The 18,780-nt window shown below is 59.8% G+C and carries 14 protein-coding genes and 1 tRNA gene; 7 read left to right on the forward strand and 8 right to left on the reverse strand.

Annotated elements, in window-relative coordinates; translation table 11 throughout:
- The first annotated feature begins 173 nt into the window (after positions 1–173).
- The 4 genes from HX823_RS08685 to ddlA are packed head-to-tail and all read left to right on the forward strand — an operon-like array spanning position 174 to position 2,777.
- Positions 174–737, forward strand: coding sequence for a DUF2975 domain-containing protein (locus HX823_RS08685; protein ID WP_033898428.1), 564 nt, complete (start codon positions 174–176; stop codon positions 735–737).
- Between the two features lie 7 nt (positions 738–744).
- The gene (locus tag HX823_RS08690; protein WP_133074846.1) at positions 745–966 is read left to right on the forward strand and encodes a helix-turn-helix transcriptional regulator; all 222 of its coding nucleotides are present in this window, start codon (positions 745–747) and stop codon (positions 964–966) included.
- A gap of 33 nt (positions 967–999) precedes the next feature.
- Positions 1,000–1,638, forward strand: a complete 639-nt coding sequence (locus HX823_RS08695; RefSeq protein ID WP_177074657.1) for a LysE family transporter — start codon at positions 1,000–1,002, stop codon at positions 1,636–1,638.
- A 44-nt stretch (positions 1,639–1,682) separates the two neighbouring features.
- The gene (gene ddlA / locus HX823_RS08700) at positions 1,683–2,777 is read left to right on the forward strand and encodes a D-alanine--D-alanine ligase (protein WP_177074658.1); all 1,095 of its coding nucleotides are present in this window, start codon (positions 1,683–1,685) and stop codon (positions 2,775–2,777) included.
- Here ddlA and pgeF read toward each other — a convergent pair.
- The 3 genes from pgeF to HX823_RS08715 are packed head-to-tail and all read right to left on the reverse strand — an operon-like array spanning position 2,767 to position 6,164.
- Positions 2,767–3,492, reverse strand: a complete 726-nt coding sequence (gene pgeF / locus HX823_RS08705) for a peptidoglycan editing factor PgeF (RefSeq protein ID WP_177074659.1) — start codon at positions 3,490–3,492, stop codon at positions 2,767–2,769. The two genes, ddlA and pgeF, sit on opposite strands and share 11 nt — an antisense overlap.
- Before the next feature lie 26 nt (positions 3,493–3,518).
- Entirely contained in the window at positions 3,519–5,348 is a 1,830-nt protein-coding gene (gene ggt / locus HX823_RS08710) for a gamma-glutamyltransferase (protein WP_177074660.1), read from the reverse strand.
- Positions 5,349–5,384: 36 nt separating this feature from the next.
- Positions 5,385–6,164: a PhzF family phenazine biosynthesis protein gene (locus HX823_RS08715; RefSeq protein ID WP_177074661.1), complete on the reverse strand. Its 780-nt coding sequence runs from the start codon at positions 6,162–6,164 to the stop codon at positions 5,385–5,387.
- A 179-nt stretch (positions 6,165–6,343) separates the two neighbouring features.
- Between HX823_RS08715 and HX823_RS08720 the strand changes: the two genes are divergently transcribed.
- Positions 6,344–10,636, forward strand: coding sequence for an AvrE-family type 3 secretion system effector (locus HX823_RS08720; protein WP_177074662.1), 4,293 nt, complete (start codon positions 6,344–6,346; stop codon positions 10,634–10,636).
- A gap of 2 nt (positions 10,637–10,638) precedes the next feature.
- On the opposite strand, the gene idi is transcribed toward HX823_RS08720, so the two are convergent.
- The 5 genes from idi to HX823_RS08745 form a co-directional block, all read right to left on the reverse strand.
- Positions 10,639–11,181, reverse strand: coding sequence for an isopentenyl-diphosphate Delta-isomerase (gene idi, locus HX823_RS08725; protein ID WP_177074663.1), 543 nt, complete (start codon positions 11,179–11,181; stop codon positions 10,639–10,641).
- Positions 11,182–11,212: 31 nt separating this feature from the next.
- Positions 11,213–12,019, reverse strand: a complete 807-nt coding sequence (locus HX823_RS08730) for a class I SAM-dependent methyltransferase (protein WP_177074664.1) — start codon at positions 12,017–12,019, stop codon at positions 11,213–11,215.
- Positions 12,016–14,211: a cytochrome P450 gene (locus HX823_RS08735; protein WP_256350054.1), complete on the reverse strand. Its 2,196-nt coding sequence runs from the start codon at positions 14,209–14,211 to the stop codon at positions 12,016–12,018. The genes HX823_RS08730 and HX823_RS08735 overlap by 4 nt, the downstream gene beginning before the upstream one ends.
- Before the next feature lie 300 nt (positions 14,212–14,511).
- Positions 14,512–14,588 (reverse strand) — tRNA-Met (locus HX823_RS08740).
- Positions 14,589–14,779: 191 nt separating this feature from the next.
- Positions 14,780–15,331, reverse strand: coding sequence for an RNA polymerase sigma factor (locus tag HX823_RS08745; protein ID WP_038842785.1), 552 nt, complete (start codon positions 15,329–15,331; stop codon positions 14,780–14,782).
- A gap of 262 nt (positions 15,332–15,593) precedes the next feature.
- On the opposite strand from HX823_RS08745, the gene sctW reads away from it, so the two are divergent.
- Positions 15,594–16,658 carry a type III secretion system gatekeeper subunit SctW gene (sctW, locus tag HX823_RS08750; RefSeq protein WP_177074665.1) on the forward strand — a complete coding sequence of 355 codons (1,065 nt, stop codon included), beginning with the start codon at positions 15,594–15,596 and terminating at the stop codon, positions 16,656–16,658.
- Entirely contained in the window at positions 16,655–18,748 is a 2,094-nt protein-coding gene (gene sctV / locus HX823_RS08755; protein ID WP_177074666.1) for a type III secretion system export apparatus subunit SctV, read from the forward strand. The genes sctW and sctV overlap by 4 nt, the downstream gene beginning before the upstream one ends.
- Positions 18,749–18,780 lie beyond the last annotated feature (32 nt).

The raw sequence follows: 18,780 nt of genomic DNA on the forward strand, positions 1-18,780 counted from the left end.
GAAGTACGTTAATCCAGTCTGGCGCGGGTTGTCTGCCGAGTCTTGAATGATCGTGCGGGTTTCTGTTTATGAGCGTCAAAGGGTTATTTTTGTATTGTTTTATAATGAATTATTATTGTTTTACGATAATTTTGTGGTTATCTTGCCTCGACATTCCTTCAGAGAGGCCTTTCATGAATACCCAACGTCTTGCTCAACTCAGCCAGCGTATGTCGATGATCACCCTGCTGCTGATCATCAGCATGTTGGTGCTCAACGCGGCTGTCTGGCTGTTTCCGGTATTGAGTTCTTCGGCCGACGGGCTTGGGTTTGGCTTCGCGCTGAGCGATCGCCAGATTCAAGGGCGTGCCGAGCAGGTGGCGTTGTTTCCCTTCTGGCAGATCCTGGGGGGGATCGTGTTGTCCAGTGTTCCCTTGATGGCGCTGGCGTCCGGTCTGAATCACCTGCGCAAGTTGTTCAAGAATTATGCGCGAGGCGAGTATTTCTCCAGTGCGGCAGCGTTGCATCTGGGTAAGGTTGGCAAAGCAGTGGCGATCTGGGTGTTGCTGGATTTCTTATGTGAGCCACTATTGAGCGTCTGGGTGACCATGAACGAGCCGGTCGGCCAGCGGATGATCAGCCTGAGCGTGACGGCGCCCAGCTTTGTTGCCCTGTTTCTGGCTGCCTGTATTGCGGTAATCGCGCGTATCCTGTTACAGGCCAGTGAAGTGGATTCTGAAAACCGTACTTTTGTTTGAGATCGACATGCCCATTGTGATTGAGCTGGATGTCATGCTTGCCCGGCGCAAGGTCAAGTCCAAGGACCTGGCGGCGGCCATCGGGATTACTGAACAGAACCTTTCCTTGCTCAAGCAGGGCAAGGTCAAAGGCATCAGGCTCGGGACGCTGGATGCCATCTGTACTTACCTGGATTGTCAGCCCGGCGATTTGCTGGTTCATATGCCAGAGCCGGTTGCCGACCAGTAGAGCCTTATCAACACTGCGAAGAAGGATCATTCGATGCTGCTTTCCAACCTGCCCTACGCTGCGCCGTTGTTGTCGTTGGCCCTGCTCTGGACGGTCGCGGTGGTGACACCGGGCCCCAACTTTTTCAACACCGCCCAACTGGCGGCCAGTTGCTCACGTCGCCATGGCGTGGTGGCATCGGCCGGAGTGGCCACCGGGACTGTCATGTGGGGGCTCGCGGGCGGCTTGGGCATCAAGTCGCTGTTTACCGCCGCGCCCATGCTGTACATGGCGTTCAAGATCATCGGCGGTTGCTACCTGATTTATCTCGGCCTGAAACTGTTCAAACGCTCGGCACCCACCATGAGCCAGAGTGTGCTGCCGGACGAGGCGCGTCGTTCGCTGTTCTCCGCTTGGCGCCTGGGGTTGCTGGGCAACTTGTCCAACCCCAAGGCGGCTCTGTTTGTGGCGACCATCTTCGCGTCCACCATGCCACCGTCTCCCTCGCCGATGCTGCTGACCCTGGCGGTCATGACCATGGCCTCCTTGTCGTTCAGCTGGTATTCCTGCGTGGCCCTGGTGTTTTCCAGTGAGCGCATGGCCGACCTTTACAGCCGCTCGCGCAAGTGGCTCGACCGCTTTGCCGGTGGCTGCTACCTGCTATTCGGTGCACATCTGGTAGCGAATCGCTGACCGCCCGTGGTAAGAAGCCTTACTTTCAACAGTGAGGCCGGGTCATGAGCAAGGTGCGGGTAGGTATTATTTTTGGTGGCCGGTCGGCCGAGCACGAAGTCTCGTTGCAATCGGCGCGCAACATTGTTGACGCGCTGGACCGCTCCCGTTTCGAGCCGGTGTTGATCGGTATCGACAAGGCCGGCCATTGGCACCTCAACGATACGTCGAACTTCCTGCTCAACCAGGAAAACCCGGCCCTGATCGCCCTCAACCAGTCCAACCGCGAGCTGGCGGTGGTGCCCGGCAAGGCCAGCCAGCAACTGGTGGAGACCTCGGGCACGGGCCTGCTGGAACATGTGGATGTGATCTTCCCTATCGTCCACGGCACCCTCGGCGAAGACGGTTGCCTGCAAGGCCTGTTGCGCATGGCGGACCTGCCTTTCGTCGGTTCCGACGTACTCGGCTCGGCGGTGTGCATGGACAAGGACATCAGCAAGCGCCTGCTGCGTGATGCCGGCATTGCCGTCACCCCCTTCATCACCTTGACCCGCAGCAACGCGGCGCGTACTTCGTTCGAGGCTGCGGTGAACAAGCTCGGCCTGCCGATGTTCGTCAAACCCGCGAACCAGGGCTCTTCGGTAGGTGTGAGTAAAGTAGGCGACGAAGCCGAGTACTTCGCCGCCGTCGAACTGGCCCTGGGTTTTGATGAAAAAGTGTTGGTCGAATCCGCCGTAAAAGGTCGTGAAATCGAATGCGCCGTGCTCGGCAACGAAAACCCCATCGCCAGCGGTTGCGGCGAGATCGTGGTGAGCAGCGGTTTCTATTCCTACGACAGTAAATACATCGACGACCAGGCGGCCCAGGTGGTGGTGCCGGCCAACATCAGCCTGCAAGCCAGTGAGGGCATTCGCGGGTTGGCCATCGAGGCGTTCGAGGTGCTGGGCTGCTCCGGTCTGGCACGGGTCGACGTGTTCCTCACCGACGAGGGTGAAGTGCTGATCAACGAAATCAACTCACTGCCTGGCTTCACCCGCATCAGCATGTACCCCAAGCTGTGGCAGGCGGCGGGGATGAGCTACAGCGAGCTGGTGAGCCGGCTGATCGAGCTGGCGTTGGAGCGGCATGCGGGGCGCAAGGGGTTGAAGATCAGTCGGTGATGCGAGCAATCCACGAGTAAATCAGCGTCTTCACCTCCTCCGGGTGATGCGTCCTTCGGCGGTAGCTGGCAAAGGTGGGTGACGTGCAGTAAGTGCACACCTCACTCACCTCGATCTGCTCCCGCCGCAGGCCGGCCGCTTGCAGCAACATCACGCCATAACCACTCAAATCAAACCACGCACTTGCGGCTTGCCGGGCATGGGGTGGTGCGATTTCAGGCGCTAGCACCGGCGTGGGTTGCACAACGCTCCACGGCGCTCGCCCGCTTAACCACAAGTGCCCCTGATCCGCCTGGAACTGCGTGATAAACGCCTCGCTCACCTCATAGCAGCACGGCTTGATCGACGGCCCTATCGCCACCCGCAACTGGTCGGCGGCAATGCCTTCATCCGCGAAGCGTTGCACGGCGTTAGCAATAATCCCAGCGTGCAATCCCTTCCATCCGCCATGCACTGCCGCGACTTTCTCGCCATTCTTCGAGGCAATAAGAATGGGCAGGCAATCGGCGGTGATCACCGCGATGGGCTGATGTTCGCCGGTGCACACCCCATCAGCTTCCACCGTATTGGGCACCTGATCCGCTTGCCATTCAATCACTGACGCGCTGTGTACCTGCTTGCAGATAAACACCTCTGCCGGGCGCAGCGGATCATTGATCGAACAAAAACCGTGGTCGACGCCAGGAATGGCGCCGAGATTATCTGCCTGTTGCAAGAGCGCATTCTCCGTTGATTGAATCGTCAGTCGCCAACCGCTGCGCCTTCGCGCCGAGGGTCGGCGCCGCCGCTCAGCGACAGCTTGCCCTGGGCATCCCGCGTGCGGACGATGGCCTGGATGCCGCTGGTCATATCGATTTCGCTCAGCGCATGGCCTTTGTCCTTGAGGGCCTGTTTCAGCGCGGGGCTGAACAGGCCGGTTTCCAGTTCGGTCGCGCCATTGCGGCTGCCGAAGTTAGGCAGGTTGATGGCGGTCTGCGGGTCGAGTTTCCAGTCGAGCATTGCCACCAGGGACTTGCTCACGTACTCGATGATTTGCGAGCCGCCGGGCGAGCCGACCGTGGCCAGCAACTCGCCGCTGTTGCGATCGAACACCAGGGTTGGCGCCATGGCCGAACGCGGGCGTTTGCCGGGCTCGACGCGGTTGGCGACGGGCTGGCCATTTTCTTCAGGGATAAACGAGAAGTCGGTCATCTGGTTATTGAGCAAGAAGCCCTGCACCATCACATGGGAGCCGAATGCCGCTTCCACCGTGGTGGTCATCGACACGGCGCCACCCAGGTCATCCACTGCGACGACTTGCGAGGTGGAAATGCGCAGCGGCGAGCGGTCCGGCGCGTAAGCCACCTGGATGCCCGCAGGTACGCCCGGCATGGCGATGCCCATGCTGCGCTCGCCGATCAAGGCCGCACGCTTGGCCAGGTAATCCGGTGCGACAAGGCCCGCCACGGGCACGGGGACGAAGTCCGCGTCGGCGACATAGAGCGCGCGATCGGCAAACGCCAGGCGCCCGGCTTCGGCCAGCAGGTGCACGGCTTCCGGTGTGGGCTCAAGGCCGGCTGACGACGGGCTTTTCACTGGGAGCATGGGGGCGATGGCCAGGGCGGGATCGCGGGCCTCCAGCGCCTGCAAGGTGCCGAGGATTTGCGCAATGGCAACTCCGCCCGATGACGGCGGCGGCATACCGCAGACTTTCCACTGTTTGTAGTCGGTGCACAGCGGCGTACGCTCCTTGGCGGTATAGCTCCTGAGATCCGCCTGGGACAGGCTGCCCGCGTTGCGATGGCCTTGCACCTTGCGTGCGATCTCATCGGCAATCGGCCCTTGATACAGCGCATCCGGGCCTTCCTTGGCGATGCGTTTGAATACGTTGGCCAGTGCCGGGTTTTTCAACAGGGTACCGGTGGCTTTCGGCGTGCCATCGGCTTTCAGGAAATACGCCGCCATGTCCGGCGACTGTGCGATATAGCGGTCGGCCGCAATCAGGCTGTGCAGGCGTGGAGAAATCGCGAAGCCCTGTTCCGCCAAGCGGATCGCCGGCTCGAACAGCTCGGCCCATTGCAGGTGCCCGGTCTTCTTGTGTGCCATCTGCAGTGCGCGCAATACGCCAGGCGTGCCGACCGAACGCCCACCAATCTGCGCCTCTGGGAATGCCATCGGCTTGCCATCGGCCTTCAGGAACAACTGTTCCGTCGCCCCGGCCGGCGCGGTTTCGCGGCCGTCATAGGCGTGCACGTTTTTACCGTCCCACAGCATGATGAACGCACCACCGCCGATGCCGGATGACTGCGGCTCCACCAGGGTCAACACCGCCTGCATCGCAATCGCTGCATCAATCGCCGAACCGCCTTTGCGCAGCATTTCGCGTCCAGCCTCGGCCGCCAGGGGGTTGGCAGCGGCGGCCATATGGCGCTCGGCGTGTTGGGTGGTGAGGTCGGTGCGATAACCTGAACCCAGTTCGGGGGCCGGGGGCTGTTCGTTGACAGAAGTGTTGCATGCAGCCAGGGCAAGGGCTGCGGCAATCACCGACAGTTGAAGGCGGGAAATCGAAAACACGCGCTGAACTCCGTTCATTTTGAGAATGATCTGTTGTCCTTGGGGTACTGCTTCTTACAGATAAATCGTGCCTTGAAGGTAGAGCACGGCATGGCCGGAAATGATCACGCGGTCACCCTTGAGTTCGCAGCGCAGTTGGCCACGACGTGTTCCGCCTTGTTCCGCTGTGAGTTGCGACTTGCCCAAGCGTTCCGCCCAGAATGGCGCCAGTGAAGTGTGGGCTGAGCCGGTGACAGGGTCTTCATTCACACCCACGTTGGGACCGAACCAGCGCGAAACAAAATCAAATCGCGCGCTTTTGGCGGTCACTGCAATTCCGCGTTTCGGCAAGCCTTTGAGGCGGGCGAAATCCGGCTTCAGTGCGGCGACTTGCGCTTCGTCTTCCAGCAACACGATGTAGTCATCGGTGCTGAACACGTCGGCCTGTTCAATGCCCAGCGCGCTCAACATTCCGTCGGGTGGTTCGCAGGGTTGGGGTTGCTTTGCCGGGAAGTCCATCGCCAGTTCGTCGCCGTTGCGGGTCACCCGCAGTTCGCCGCTGCGTGTCGCAAAGCGCAACACTTCAGGTGCATCCGCCAGTTGGTGAATCAGCACCCACGCCGCCGCAAGTGTGGCGTGGCCGCACAGGTCCACTTCGACCTCCGGCGTAAACCAGCGCAACTCGTAGAACCCGTCACGGGGCACGAAGTAGGCGGTTTCAGAGAGGTTGTTTTCTGCCGCGATGTTTTGCAGCTGCTCATCGCTGAGCCACTCGGTCAGTGGGCAGACAGCGGCCGGGTTGCCGCCGAAGACGGATTGACTGAAAGCGTCGACCTGAAAGATATCCAGTTTCATCGAGAGCACTCCGTGTAAGGGTGGAGCCGGACACTAACAGTGGGTCAGGCAAGCGTCAAAATACAGATGAGCGGTTTTTTCCTGCGCATGCAGTCGCCGTTATGGAAAAGCCTGCCTGGAACCAAACAGGGCGGATACCCACTAGACAGCTGTGATGAATTTTGTTTGGGAGTATTGCCATGCGCACAGAATTGAAAGCTCTCTTTAAGCTGCAGCATGACCTGGTGGAACGCTTGAAGAGGCCGGCCCAGGAACCGCCTCCGCCCGTGTTGTTGCACTATCAACCGTTGCAACCGACTTCGATGCAGTTCGATGTGTCCCTGCGCGATGGCAGGGTGCAGGCTGATACGACACTCACCGGGCGTGATATCGCCCGCCACCTCAACCAGCCCGATAAGCACTATGTGGCTGATGGTCCTTCTGCAGCAGGTACGTTGCGCATGAAGGATGAGCGCCAGTACGTGTTTCACATCCAATCCACGCCGGCTGTTGCTGCGGTATTCAAAAGCAGTCTTGCGGATACAACCGGCGGCGTTGGCGAGAGTCCGGGGCGCGCGCATGTGGGGAGTGTCAGCGCTGTTCAGACGACGGTGGATGGCCAGCAGTTTCGCCTGGAGGGCCAGCGCCTGTTTCGCTTTGAACCGCTCACACTTTCCTGGGTGCCCGATGCGGATAGCCGTGCACTCAGCCGCATTGGCTTGACGAACGAAGGGCAGTTGCTGAAGACCCCCAAAGGCTTTGCAGACAGCAGTGCGCATGGCCGTACGACGGTGCAGTTGAGCCAGACCCTGGATGCTTCTTTTGTGCAGGTCCAGGGCGGGAGTGTACAGGCGTTGCAGCCGGTGGATGAGGCAGGAGTGCCTGTGCAGCTCGCACGTATCGGGTTGTCTGGAAACACGCTGTATGGTGCGACAACGGATGGCGAGCTGGTCCAAGCAGACCTGCGTATGGCACGAGGTCAGCAGCTGCCGATGGTCGGGCAGCCGGTCGACTCGCTGGAGCGAGCGCTGAAGGGGGCCGTCCGTGTCGAAGGCTTCTTTCACGATGATCAAGGACAACTCAATGCCAAGGTGCGCGACGCACGGCAGCAATTGCACAGTGTGCCCTTGCGTGAAGCAAGCGATCTTCGTCCGCAATGGAACCTCAGCGACGTGCTGGTCAAGGGCATTGAGAAAGGCCTGCCTCTGCCCAGTCAACAAGCACTGGCGGCGGCGGTCGACCTTGGACAGCGGGGCAGGGTTGCGTTGGACGCAGGCAGCCTGCTGACCTGGGACGCGGCGGCGCAACGTTGGCAAGACACTGCTCAACCTGGCGTCGAACATCTGGAGCGCGGGTTGGATGGCCGTGCCTATGTGCTGCAAGACGGGCAACTGAAGGCGGTGACCATCGGTAAAGTGCGCGATCCGCTGATTGAGGGGGCCAGCCATGATTTGGCCGCGCTTCCCATTCCGCGCCCGCACGTGTCTGTTGACGAAGTGCTCGTAGGCAATGATCAGCGACGCATTACCGGATTCGCGGTCGTCGACGGGCGCAATTTTGTCACCGTCGATCAGGATCACCAGCTTCAGGTTCACCACGACGGGGATGCCAGGCCGCTTCACGCGTCACCTTCGATTGATATAAAAACACTGGCCCTGGATCACGTGGGTAATCTTTATGCGCACACACGGGGCGGTGAGCTGTTCAGGTTGGATCGTCAGGCTTGGCAGGGCAATACCGCGAGCGCGCAACGTTGGAGCAGGGTTGAATTACCGGGTCGCCAACCGTTGGAGTCCTTGCGCATGGGGGCTGACCATCACCTGATTGGAGGGTGGGATAAGCAGTTTTTCCAACTGGACAATGCCTCCACCAGCGCGATGGAGTGGGGCCCGTTGCCATTGACGACCCAGGCGCCGTCGCTGGCCGACACGTTGGCGAGCACGCAAATGCGCGGGCAGTTTTCCGGAGGGGCACTGACGGTCAGCAGTAATGTCATGGGACAAACCCGTGAAGGGATACCGCTCAAGCGTTCATTTTTCCAAGGCATCGGCGCACACTTTCACCCCCTGGAAGCCCTCGGCCAAAAGGCTAAAGGCGTTGCGCAACACTTCAATGGCCGCAAGGGATTGGAGAGCGTCTACGCTGACGATCAGCGATTGCACCAGCAACTCAATGCACTCGCACAGAGCCGACCGGTTTCTGCTGATCTCAATCATCGGCTCGCTGCCCTGAGCGAACCTGGGCCGCGACAGGCACTGGCCGAACAAATCCGCCAGGCGTTGACGCAGGTGGAGCAGAGCAGCCAGTCAAGCGCACGCCGCATGGGCGATGCTCACGGTTTGGCGTTTGACCCCAAGCCCACATTGAGCAGGGCGAAAGTTAACCCTGACTCGACGCTGCATCAGCTATATGAAGCGTTCAAAAGAGTCTCGTCCTCGTCGCAAAAGCCGACCGCCGCATTGCTGGCCAACTTTGAGGGGCAGGGTTTGACGCTTCCCGCGTCCAAGCCCGGGAATAAGCGCGACCTTGATCACCCCTCGGCATTGATCGAAGGCGACCTGATCCATCATGCGAGTACGCTCAAGCAGTTGGCGGACCTGGTACAGGCGCTCGACGCTACGTCCGGCTATAGCCCAAGTGCCTTGACGCGTATAGAAGCGTCTCTGCGCGATGTCATGCAAACGTTCAAGAATAGCCCTGTGCACACGTTGGTCAGCCAAGGCATTGCCAGTTACGAGCAGGCGGAATCCTTGTATGGCAACTTTAAACTGTTGGCCAAGGATCTTGGAACGCCGGGCTCTGCGCTTCATTGGCATCTTTCGGGGCTCTTGGGGTTGCCCACCGATGCTTCCATCAAGGAGGCGATGACGCAGCAGATACAGCAACTGGGCAGTGGTCAGACCCTTTCCCCGAGCCGCACCCAAGGCAAAAGCCTGGGGTTGCTGATGACGGAGATAAAACCCATTGCACCCGTGGAGTTTTATCTGGGGGTCTCTAAGTCTCACACCCATGGGGTGAGTATCAGCCGCACCGACAAAGGTGCTCGGGTTGAAATCAGTTCTGACGATATGCGTCGACTGGCGGGCTCGGTGGGTTCAGGCTTGACGTTAGGTCGAGGATCGGAGGCGGTGGGGCCGGGCTTGAGGGTCGCAGCGGAACTGACGGCGGCGGTTGCAAAAAACAAGGGGGCAAGCATCGCCTTCGATGTGAAAGAAGCGGACTTTGGCAAGATGATGTCGATCCTTACCGGCGAGACAGGTAGCGTCTATGACCTGCTGGCGTTAGGGGAGGCGCACACGGCAGGCAAGAGTTCTAAGGTGAGTAGCGACGTCAATGTGGACGCACTTGCGCAATTGCGCTTGATGTATAACCCGCAGGAAGACATCGCTGAGCTGGACTCGGTGATCCGTGCTGGCGTGGGAGGGGTGGCCAGCCTCAATCTTTTTCATAAAGATACGAACCAGTCCGCCGCGCGTACTGAAACCGGCACTAGCCACAGCACGGCAACGCATACGCAGTTTCTCCGGCAGGGCGGCGTCGGGGCCAATATTGCCCCCTTCAATACGCTGGCGTTGGTCAGAGCTGAAAGCGGCGGGCCCAGCATGATTGGGTTTGCGTTGCCAGACTTGTCGGTCATGGTGAAGTTTGATCGCGGGGTATCCCAGGCCTTCAATTTTGCCTTCAAGCACCCGCAACCGGTGAGTCAGTCGCAGGTTGATGAGCTCAAACACAGCGTGTCGCTCTACTCGCCGACATTCAGGCGGGAGCTGGCATCGACCGAGTTGTCGGAGGGCACAGTGGATCAGCAGTTGGCCACTCTGCAGCAGTTCCTCGCGACTCATCCGTCCCTTGCAACAAAACCGGACGCCTATCACGCGATCAGCCAATCACTCGACAAGCTGATGAACCAGCAAAACCTGGCAAGGAATGGGTTGCGCCAACTGGCGTCGGTTGAGTCGTCGGTCACCCGTGTCGGCTTGCGGGACGATGGGCGCCATGCCTGGCTGGATGATGTGGCGCCGGCCAACAAAGCGGCGATTGAACAATGGATGAAGGATGATCCGCAGTTTGCCCAGGTGCTCGACCAGTTGCAGCGTGGCGAAGGCACTTCAATCACGCTTGGCATGGAGATCAAGCCAGAGGTCCTGCGAGCGATAGAGCGCAGTCACCTTGCCGGAGAAAGTACCGAGCCGCTGATCAAGCGCGCACTGAGTGATCGCAACAATCTGCGGGTCAAGCACATGAGCCTGGGCTACACCGCCACCCAGTCCCATGGCATGTCGATACCCGCTATGACGAATCTCAGTTTTTCCAGCAGTGCCGGCCTGAGTCATTCCCAGAAGCTCGTCAATGCAGACCTTGAATACGGGCAGGACCCCGACAAGCCATTGCGAATGAACCTGAACGACACGTTGGGCAGTCTGCCGAGCCCTGATCTGACGATTGACCTGGGCGACCTGCGCGTGAGGACGCAAGGTCTATCAGCGAGCTGAACTTATGCCTGAGAGGTTGGCGTATCGAATAAGTGGTGCTGCGCTAAAAGGCGGCGCCACTGCATTCGAAACCAGGGCGTGAAGTGTGCTGCCGGATCTGCGAGTTGGGTTGAGACTTGAGCGCGGCTCAGCCACTGGATCTCGCTGACTTCTTCGACGGCCGGGGAGACCACCGTGTCAGATTGAGCAACCAATACATGGCATAACTCATGTTCCGCACCGATCCCCCCAAAGCGCGCATGGTATTCAAAACTGTACAGGAAGCGGCAGGAGGCGCGGACCCCCAGCTCTTCGCGCAGGCGACGACACGCTGCGTCCAGAACAGTCTCGCCAGGCGCCGGATGGCTGCAGCAGGCATTCGACCAGAACCCAGGCCAAAGCATTTTGCCTGCGGCACGACGTTGAATCAGGTGACGCCCGACACTGTCGATCAGGTGAACCGAAAATGCGCGATGAAGCTGGCCCTCCCCCAGGTGTGCGTCGCGTTTATCACACACACCAATCTGACGATCGTGTGCGTCGACCAAAATCACGGAGTCTGTCATTCGGTGTCCTCTTTTGTGCAGTTACGGCTGTCTACCCACGCTCGGGCACTTGCCCCCAGGCGCTGATGAACGTCAACGCTGCCTCGGTGAGGGTCGCAGAGGCGCGCAGCCTGGCCATGGCATCAAGGTCATCCTGAGTGAGCAGCCCGAGCTTCAGTAACGTCGGTCCGGCTTGTGCTGTGGTTGCCGCCCAGAATGCGTCGGCCGGGCTGTTGTCGCCGATGCGGCCTTCCAGGGTGCGATACCCGATATTGCAAAGTCCCCGTTCACCTAGCCGGTCGTGGAGCGTGTCGGCCCAGAGCATGTCGGAGCCAATGGACTGCTCCAGGAGCGTGAAACCGGCCTGGGCGATTTTCCGGAACAGTGGGTTGGCCGTGCTCAAGCTGGGTCGCAAGCTCACATCTTCGGTCACCAGCCAGCCGCCCGGACGGACCCAGGTGGCTGCTCTGGTCAATATGTCTTCGCGCTCGGGAAGGTGGCACAACAAGGCCCTGACGTGCACCACGTCAAAAGAGGCGGCGGGGAAATCATCGGTCACGGCATTATGCGTGACCACCTGAATGCCAGGTATGTCGTTGAGAAACCGGGTGTCAATGTCGGTGGCAATGACCGTCGCGTCGGGATAGCGCTTGCTCAGCCAGCCAGCGAATGATCCGGCGCCAGCGCCGAGGTCAAGCAGGGTCGGCTTGTCCGGAAGGGACAGTTGGCTAAACACTGTGTGGCTCAGCGGGTCAAAGGCACGCTCCAGGGTGCGCATCCGCGCCAACTGGCCGGCATGCTGATCACCGAGATAGCTGTTGGTGTAGCCGGGCTCCTCGGCTGGGCCAGTGATGCTCACAGTGCAACCTCCAGTCGAGGAGGGCAGCGGTTGAGGAAACCGTGTTCGGCGGGCTGGAACCCTGGAGCCCAGCGCACGTCTGGAAAGGTCTGTAGCAACAGGCGAGCGCCGAGGGTGATTTCCATGCGTGCAAGCATGGTTCCCAGGCAGAAATGACGCCCTGCGCCGAACGCAAAATGATTCGTCTCCTGATGGGGGCGCGACATACTGAAGATGTCCGGATCGGTGAACTGGTCCGGATCACGGTTGGCCGAGCCGATCAGGCAGGCCAGGGTCGCGCCGCAAGGAATGGTTCCGGACGGCAGCTCCAGCGATTCACGGGCCTCCCGGAGAATGAGTTGCAAAGGAGGGTTGCGTCGCAAGGTTTCAGCGAGCGCATTGTCCATCAAGTCCGGATCAGCCATCACCGCCTCTTTCACGCCGGGCTCTTTCAGCAGATTGACGATGAGGTTTGCCAAGGCACCGTGGCTGGTCTCACTGCCGGCCGTCATCAAGATCGCGCAGTAGGCCCGCACGAACGCCTCGGACAAGGGCTGGCCGTCAATCCGCGCGGCCACAAGATGTGAGATCAAATCGTCGGTGGGTGCCGCGCGACGGGCGTCGATGTGGGGCTGGATGAAGTCGTAGAAACTGTCACGGTTGGATAAACCGCCGGTCAAGAGGGTCGGATCCTGTCGGTAGTTGCCCATGTAGGCGAAGCCGATAGCACACCAGTTCTTCAGCCGAGCGACTTCCTCCGGGGTTTCAGCCGGGAGCCCTAGCGCGCGAGCCATCACGCGCACGGGCAGCACGGAGGTGAAATCGGCAACAAGGTCCACCTGACGGCGGCCACGCATCTGCGCCAACAGGTCCATGCTCACCGAGGTGACCGATGCTTCAAGGACTGTGAGGGCCTTGCTGCGGAACGACGGGCTTAGCAACGCTCGATGCTGGGCGTGTTCACAACCGTCCATGGCGACAATGGTGTGCCCCAGCAACGGTCCGATTTGCCAGCTGTAGTTGTTGCTGCTCGTTCCGGGGTGGGTCAACGCTGCCTTGACATCCGCATAACGGCTGACCAGCCACACGTCCGTAGGCTCGTCGTAGACAATGGGCAGCGTGGCACGCAAACGCTCATAAAGGGGGTAGGGGTCGATTTCGAATTGCCGGGATTTCAGGGTAGGGGGGATGCACGCCAGGTCCACCTGCCGGTTGGCCTGACCCTTGGCGTCGGTGGTCTGCAGGTGATACCGGGAAACGCTCTTGTGCCAATCGCCCGCCGCTCGGGCAACCTGGCGCAGCCGCCCCGGGTCGGTAGCGGCGGACGCTCGGTGGGGCCGAGCTGAGGCCTGGGTGAATGCCTCGACGGCTGTATTCAGCATGTGCAGGGCCGCTTCGATCGACACTGGCCAGTCGGTGCCATGGGTGTCCGCCAGAACGGATACCAGGTTGAAGCGCTCACCACACACCACATCTTTGGCAATCGAGTGGATATCGTTCGTCCAGGTGATGATATCGGCAGCGTGCTCGCGGAGTGTGTTCCACCATTGGATGTTCTCTGAATGCTCGTAGGGGTCGAGCGTTTCGGCTGCGTCGATGAGATCAAAGAAGAACAGCGCACCAAACGAATCCCGTCGCAACGGAAGATATTCGGCCAACGTGAGCGCCGTGCCGGTTTCGCGCATTCTCACCAGGGTCGCCTGCGCACGCAAATGCCCGAGTAAATTGCGTACAAGCCGATGCCGCCAACGCTCGTCACCCCAGCTCCGTGTCCGTGGCCACAGATCATCGATCAGGACACTGAGCATTGGGTCATCAAGCCGGCCGATTTCATCGGGTGAGTCGACACCGTCGCTCTCGGTTATGGCCTGCACGGCTGCGACGAAACGTTCCAGCACGCCGTTTTCTGCCCAGGGGCCGTCATCGATCCGGTCATCGAGTGTGAGTGCCCAAAGATACCAGCACACCAGGGTTTCGGCCTGGTGCGTCGGGGCTTGTCCGCACAGCGCTATGCCCAGGTCGAGCAGCGTAGTGGTGCTTAGCCGGTGCGCACCCCGACGGCCGATCAAGCCGTATCGTTGCGCCCAGGCCAGGGCATGTTCCCGCAACCGATGGCTGTCAGAACGTGGCGGCGGGCAGGGAAACGGAAGCAGTATTTCGGGAATGATCAGCGGTGCTATCGGCATGAAGCGCCCCTCTGAATTATTTGTCATATGACATCCTTGTTACATGTCCAAGCAACCTCCAGTGATGGAGGTTCAGGGCAACGTGGCTGTATTCAAACCCTGTGGAGCATGCTTGGAAGTAAATGGCTTTGGATGTCAGGTGTTTCCGACTGAGGCGCGGGAACCCCCGCAAAACTGAAGGCGAAATGGGGTTTCAGGAAGGAGGGCGTTCAGGATAAGGCGCTGTGAGGCAGTGGTGTTTTGAAACGCCAGAAACAAGAAAGCCCGCACTAGGCGGGCTTCTTGAGGTGATTCATAGACTGCTGTAGACATCTATGGATCGGTACTTGGTGGCTACACAGGGACTTGAACCCCGGACCCCAGCATTATGAATGCTATGCTCTAACCAACTGAGCTATGTAGCCAAGTGGCGCGCATTATTCGCGTAGAACGGGAATGCGTCAAGTATTTATTTTGAATTTTTATCTACGCTTTCAACTGTTTAAGCGAAATCAGCGGATCTGGCGACGAGTGGATCAGTATTCACCGTGCCAAGGCCCCGCAAAACGTGATCGCGTTGAGCAGATATCCCTGCCGCTCAACGCGTGCGATGACGTTAAGGGTGTTTCGGGTTGTGCGTGGCGCGCTTGAGCTGTTCGCGGGCCCGTGACAGGCGTGAGCGCACGGTGCCGATAGGAATGTCCAGTGCGTCGGCTGTGTCCTGATAGCTGCCGTCGGTTTCCAGTGAGGCGTACAGCGTCTTGCGCATTTCCGTCGGCAGATGATCGATAGCGCTCAGGGTTTTTTCCAGGCGACGGTTGACCTCAAACTCCCAATCCAGATTGTGGTTGTCTTCCTGACCATGCCAGAGCGACTCATCAAACTCGCAATGCACGGGTTTGGCGTACAAGCGCCGGAAGTGGTTGCGGATGAGGTTTTGCGCAATGCCACACATCCAAGTGCTGAGTGTGGCATTGCCGCTGAAACGCTCGCGGTTGCGCCAGGCTTCCAGGTACGTCAATTGCAGAAGATCATCCGCATCTTCAGGGTTGAGTACGCGCTTGTGAATGAAGCGCCGCAGTTTTTTTTGCTGGTCGTCTGTCAGGTGAAGCATGAATTGAGGCGAGCTGCCAACGAGGTGCGCTAAAGCTTCAATAGGGATATTCATGATTGTTTCCTTGGTGTAGACGCAGTCGAAAAGGTGTCGACGGGAACCCCTTTTGCACTGGCTATGCCAAGAAAATAATTTTTATAACATGCTGATTTACATCGATAAATTTTTTTATAAAGTGTTTTTTTGTGCAGCCTTTTGCATAGAGCCTTGAAGGTCTGTGCAAGTCTTTTCAAACTTTTCGTGTGATCTGACTTTTTGGAACCATTTGCGCTGGCCTTGCCACACAGGGAAACACTCTTCCTGTTCAGGTCTGTCCATGAAAGTCGAATCCTCCCCGGATGTGCAAAAGGTCCAGCCGCTGGATCAACCTGCCGTCAGCCCGACCTCCACACCGGCGCCGGCTTCTGGCATGGATGAGCTCGCCCACCTGTTCAGCCTGGAAGTGCAAAACAACACTCAACCGTTGAGCCAGCGCAAGATGAGCGTGCGCGTGCCGCCGGCCGAGCAGCTCGCGCAAATTTATGATCAGTTGGGTCACCCTGCCCAGGCGACCCTCGCGAGCCTTTCGCGCCGCATCCGCTGGCAGTTGCTGCAGCATCCCCATGTCGACAAATTGCTGGAACTGGCGGGTGGAGACCCCGCACGTGCGTTCGTGGTACTCAAATATGTGGCAACCCAGGCCGACGTTGAAGTGCGCCCGTCGGAAGCAGCGTTGGCGCGTGATGCAATTGCCAAGCTGGAGGTCCGCTTCAAAGGGGAGATCCAGGCTGGCCTGAACATTGCCGTGGCGCTGCAAGCGGCGAGTACCGATCCACAGGAACGCCAGGCGCTGCGTACGCTCTACTACGCCAGTGTGGTCGCGCGTCAATCGTTGGCGACGATGATGCAGGCGTTGCTGGGGGTTTATGGCGAAGAACGGCTTGCCGACGGGCTCAAGATGATGCGCAAGGCTTTGGCGGACGACATCGCGGCCAAGGTGTCGTCACTGCCAACGCCGCTGTTGCGTACCCTGTTACTGGGGCTGCAAAGTTGTGGACAGTTGAGCGGCGTGTTGGCCGGTTGCAATGCCCTGATGCAACGGCTGGGTATCGATCATGATGCTGTGAGCCTGCTGCAACGTCTGCTGGGTTACGCGGGCGCGGGTATCGCGGCTGCCGAAATCCTGCGGCTTGGACGCGACCTGTCAGGCAGTTCGAATGCCCAGCAATTGCTGGCCCTCAATGCGCTTTATCCCGTGGTCCAGCAATTGCCTTTGGCGATATGGCTCGACGGGCGGGTACGCGAAGAAACCTTGCGTGGCTTTCTGGCGGTGATCGGTGAGCTGGACCGGGTGACGCGTGGCCCCGCGCGTTTTCCGGGTGAGCTGGGAGTCATGGCGTGAGAGCGCTTTCGGCCATCAACGGTTTTCTGCTCAAGGTCGCGCAACGCGCAGAAGTGCTGGGCGCCGTGGTGGTGATGGCCATCGTGTTCATCTTTATCGTGCCGCTGCCGACCTGGCTGGTGGACATCCTGATCGCGCTCAACATCTGCATCTCATGCCTGTTGATCGTGTTGGCGTTGTACCTGCCAGGCCCCCTGGCGTTCTCTTCGTTCCCGTCGATCCTGCTGTTGACCACCATGTTTCGCCTGTCTCTGTCGATTGCCACGACACGCCTGATCCTGCTGGAGCAGGACGCCGGAGACATCGTCGAGGCCTTCGGCAACTTTGTAGTGGGCGGCAACCTCGCCGTGGGGATGGTGATCTTCCTGATCCTGACCCTGGTCAACTTCCTGGTGATCACCAAGGGCTCGGAACGGGTGGCCGAAGTGGCGGCGCGTTTCAGCCTGGACGCGATGCCCGGCAAGCAGATGTCCATCGACAGCGACTTGCGGGCCGGCTTGATTGACGGCATGCAAGCGCGGGACAAACGGGAGCAGTTGTCCCGTGAGAGCCAACTGTTCGGGGCCATGGACGGGGCCATGAAATTCGTCAAAGGCGACGCCATCGCGGGCCTGATCATCGTTGTGGTGAACTTGCTGGGTGGTTTTTCCACCGGCATGTTTCAGCACGGCTTGAGCGCTTCCGAGTCCATTACGCTGTACTCGGTATTGACCATCGGCGACGGCCTGATCGCACAGATCCCGGCGCTGCTGATCTCCCTCACCGCCGGCATGATCATCACCCGTGTGGCGCCGGACGGACGCAAGGGCGCCAGCAACATGGGCGCCGAAATTGCCCGGCAAATGACCAGCGAACCCAAGAGCTGGATGATCGCCTCGGTGGGAATGCTCGCTTTTGCCGCGGTACCCGGCATGCCCACTGGAGTGTTTATCCTGATCGCGCTGGTCACCGGCAGCCTGGGGTACTACCTGATGCGCCAGCGTCAACGGCAGGAGCAACCTGCTACTGAAGCCGCCGAAACGGTGCGTCCTGAAGAGAACGGCCGAGAGGACTTACGTGGGTTTGATCCGTCGCGGCCCTACCTGCTGCAATTCTCCCCGGTGCTACGCGGGACGCCTGAGGTGACGGATCTTGTTCACTCGATCCGCCAGGCCCGAAATGCGCTGGTCGCCAATATCGGCTTGACGCTGCCACCGTTCGAGGTGGAACTCGACGACTCACTGGACGACGACGAAATGCGCTTCTGTGTCCACGAAGTGCCCATGGTCAAGGCATCGGTGGTCAGCCATGTGGCGGTGGAGCGCAAAGCGCTGACGGTTGAGCCGGCACATGCCATTCCAGGGTTGGTGGAGCGCGATGAACAGGATTGGCTCTGGTTGGCGCCGGATGATCCGCTGCTCGATGACCCGCAGTTGGAGCGCTTCACCTCGGCGAGCCTGATCGTTGAGCGCATGAAGCAGGCGATGATGCTCAGCGGGCCGCAGTTCCTGGGGATCCAGGAGAGCAAGTCGATCCTCAGTTGGCTGGAGCACAACCAACCCGAACTGGTCCAGGAACTGCAGCGGATCATGCCGCTGTCGCGGTTTTCGGCAGTACTGCAACGCCTGGCCAGCGAGGGTTTGCCGTTGCGCGCCGTACGGCTGATCGTCGAGTCGCTGATCGAGTACGGCCAGCATGAACGCGAGCCGGACGCGCTGGCCGACTACGCGCGTATTGCGCTCAAGGCACAGATCTACCACCAGTACAGCGAAGCCGACGGCCTGCATGCCTGGTTGCTGTCGCCGCACACTGAAAACATCCTGCGTGAGGCGCTGCGCCAGACCCAGACCGGGGTGTTCTTCGCCCTCGATGACGAACACAGCGCGACGTTGGTCAGCCTGCTCAATCAAGCCTTTCCCGTTCGTCCCAAACTCAGGAGTGTGATGCTGGTTGCTCAGGACTTGCGCAGCCCGCTGCGTACGTTGTTGCTGGAGGAGTTCAACCACGTGCCGGTGCTGTCTTTCGCTGAGCTGGGCAACGCCTCCAAGGTCAAGGTGCTGGGGCGTTTCGACCTGGGCCAGGACGAGTTGATGCGCGGTGCGGTGGCATGAAGACTTGGCTATGTCAGGCCTGGGGGGCTCGC

Source organism: Pseudomonas sp. P7759, from assembly GCF_013386445.1.
In the GTDB taxonomy this organism is placed as follows: Bacteria; Pseudomonadota; Gammaproteobacteria; order Pseudomonadales; family Pseudomonadaceae; genus Aquipseudomonas; species Aquipseudomonas azotoformans_A.

Bases quoted from the DNA above. Each gene is read 5' to 3' on its own strand.
- ggt (WP_177074660.1), bottom strand. From the start codon at position 5,348: ATGAACGGAGTTCAGCGCGTGTTTTCGATTTCCCGCCTTCAACTGTCG.
- HX823_RS08690 (WP_133074846.1), top strand. From the start codon at position 745: ATGCCCATTGTGATTGAGCTGGATGTCATGCTTGCCCGGCGCAAGGTC.
- sctW (WP_177074665.1), top strand. From the start codon at position 15,594: ATGAAAGTCGAATCCTCCCCGGATGTGCAAAAGGTCCAGCCGCTGGAT.
- idi (WP_177074663.1), bottom strand. From the start codon at position 11,181: ATGACAGACTCCGTGATTTTGGTCGACGCACACGATCGTCAGATTGGT.
- HX823_RS08735 (WP_256350054.1), bottom strand. From the start codon at position 14,211: ATGACAAATAATTCAGAGGGGCGCTTCATGCCGATAGCACCGCTGATC.
- HX823_RS08685 (WP_033898428.1), top strand. From the start codon at position 174: ATGAATACCCAACGTCTTGCTCAACTCAGCCAGCGTATGTCGATGATC.
- HX823_RS08720 (WP_177074662.1), top strand. From the start codon at position 6,344: ATGCGCACAGAATTGAAAGCTCTCTTTAAGCTGCAGCATGACCTGGTG.
- HX823_RS08695 (WP_177074657.1), top strand. From the start codon at position 1,000: ATGCTGCTTTCCAACCTGCCCTACGCTGCGCCGTTGTTGTCGTTGGCC.
- HX823_RS08715 (WP_177074661.1), bottom strand. From the start codon at position 6,164: ATGAAACTGGATATCTTTCAGGTCGACGCTTTCAGTCAATCCGTCTTC.
- ddlA (WP_177074658.1), top strand. From the start codon at position 1,683: ATGAGCAAGGTGCGGGTAGGTATTATTTTTGGTGGCCGGTCGGCCGAG.
- HX823_RS08745 (WP_038842785.1), bottom strand. From the start codon at position 15,331: ATGAATATCCCTATTGAAGCTTTAGCGCACCTCGTTGGCAGCTCGCCT.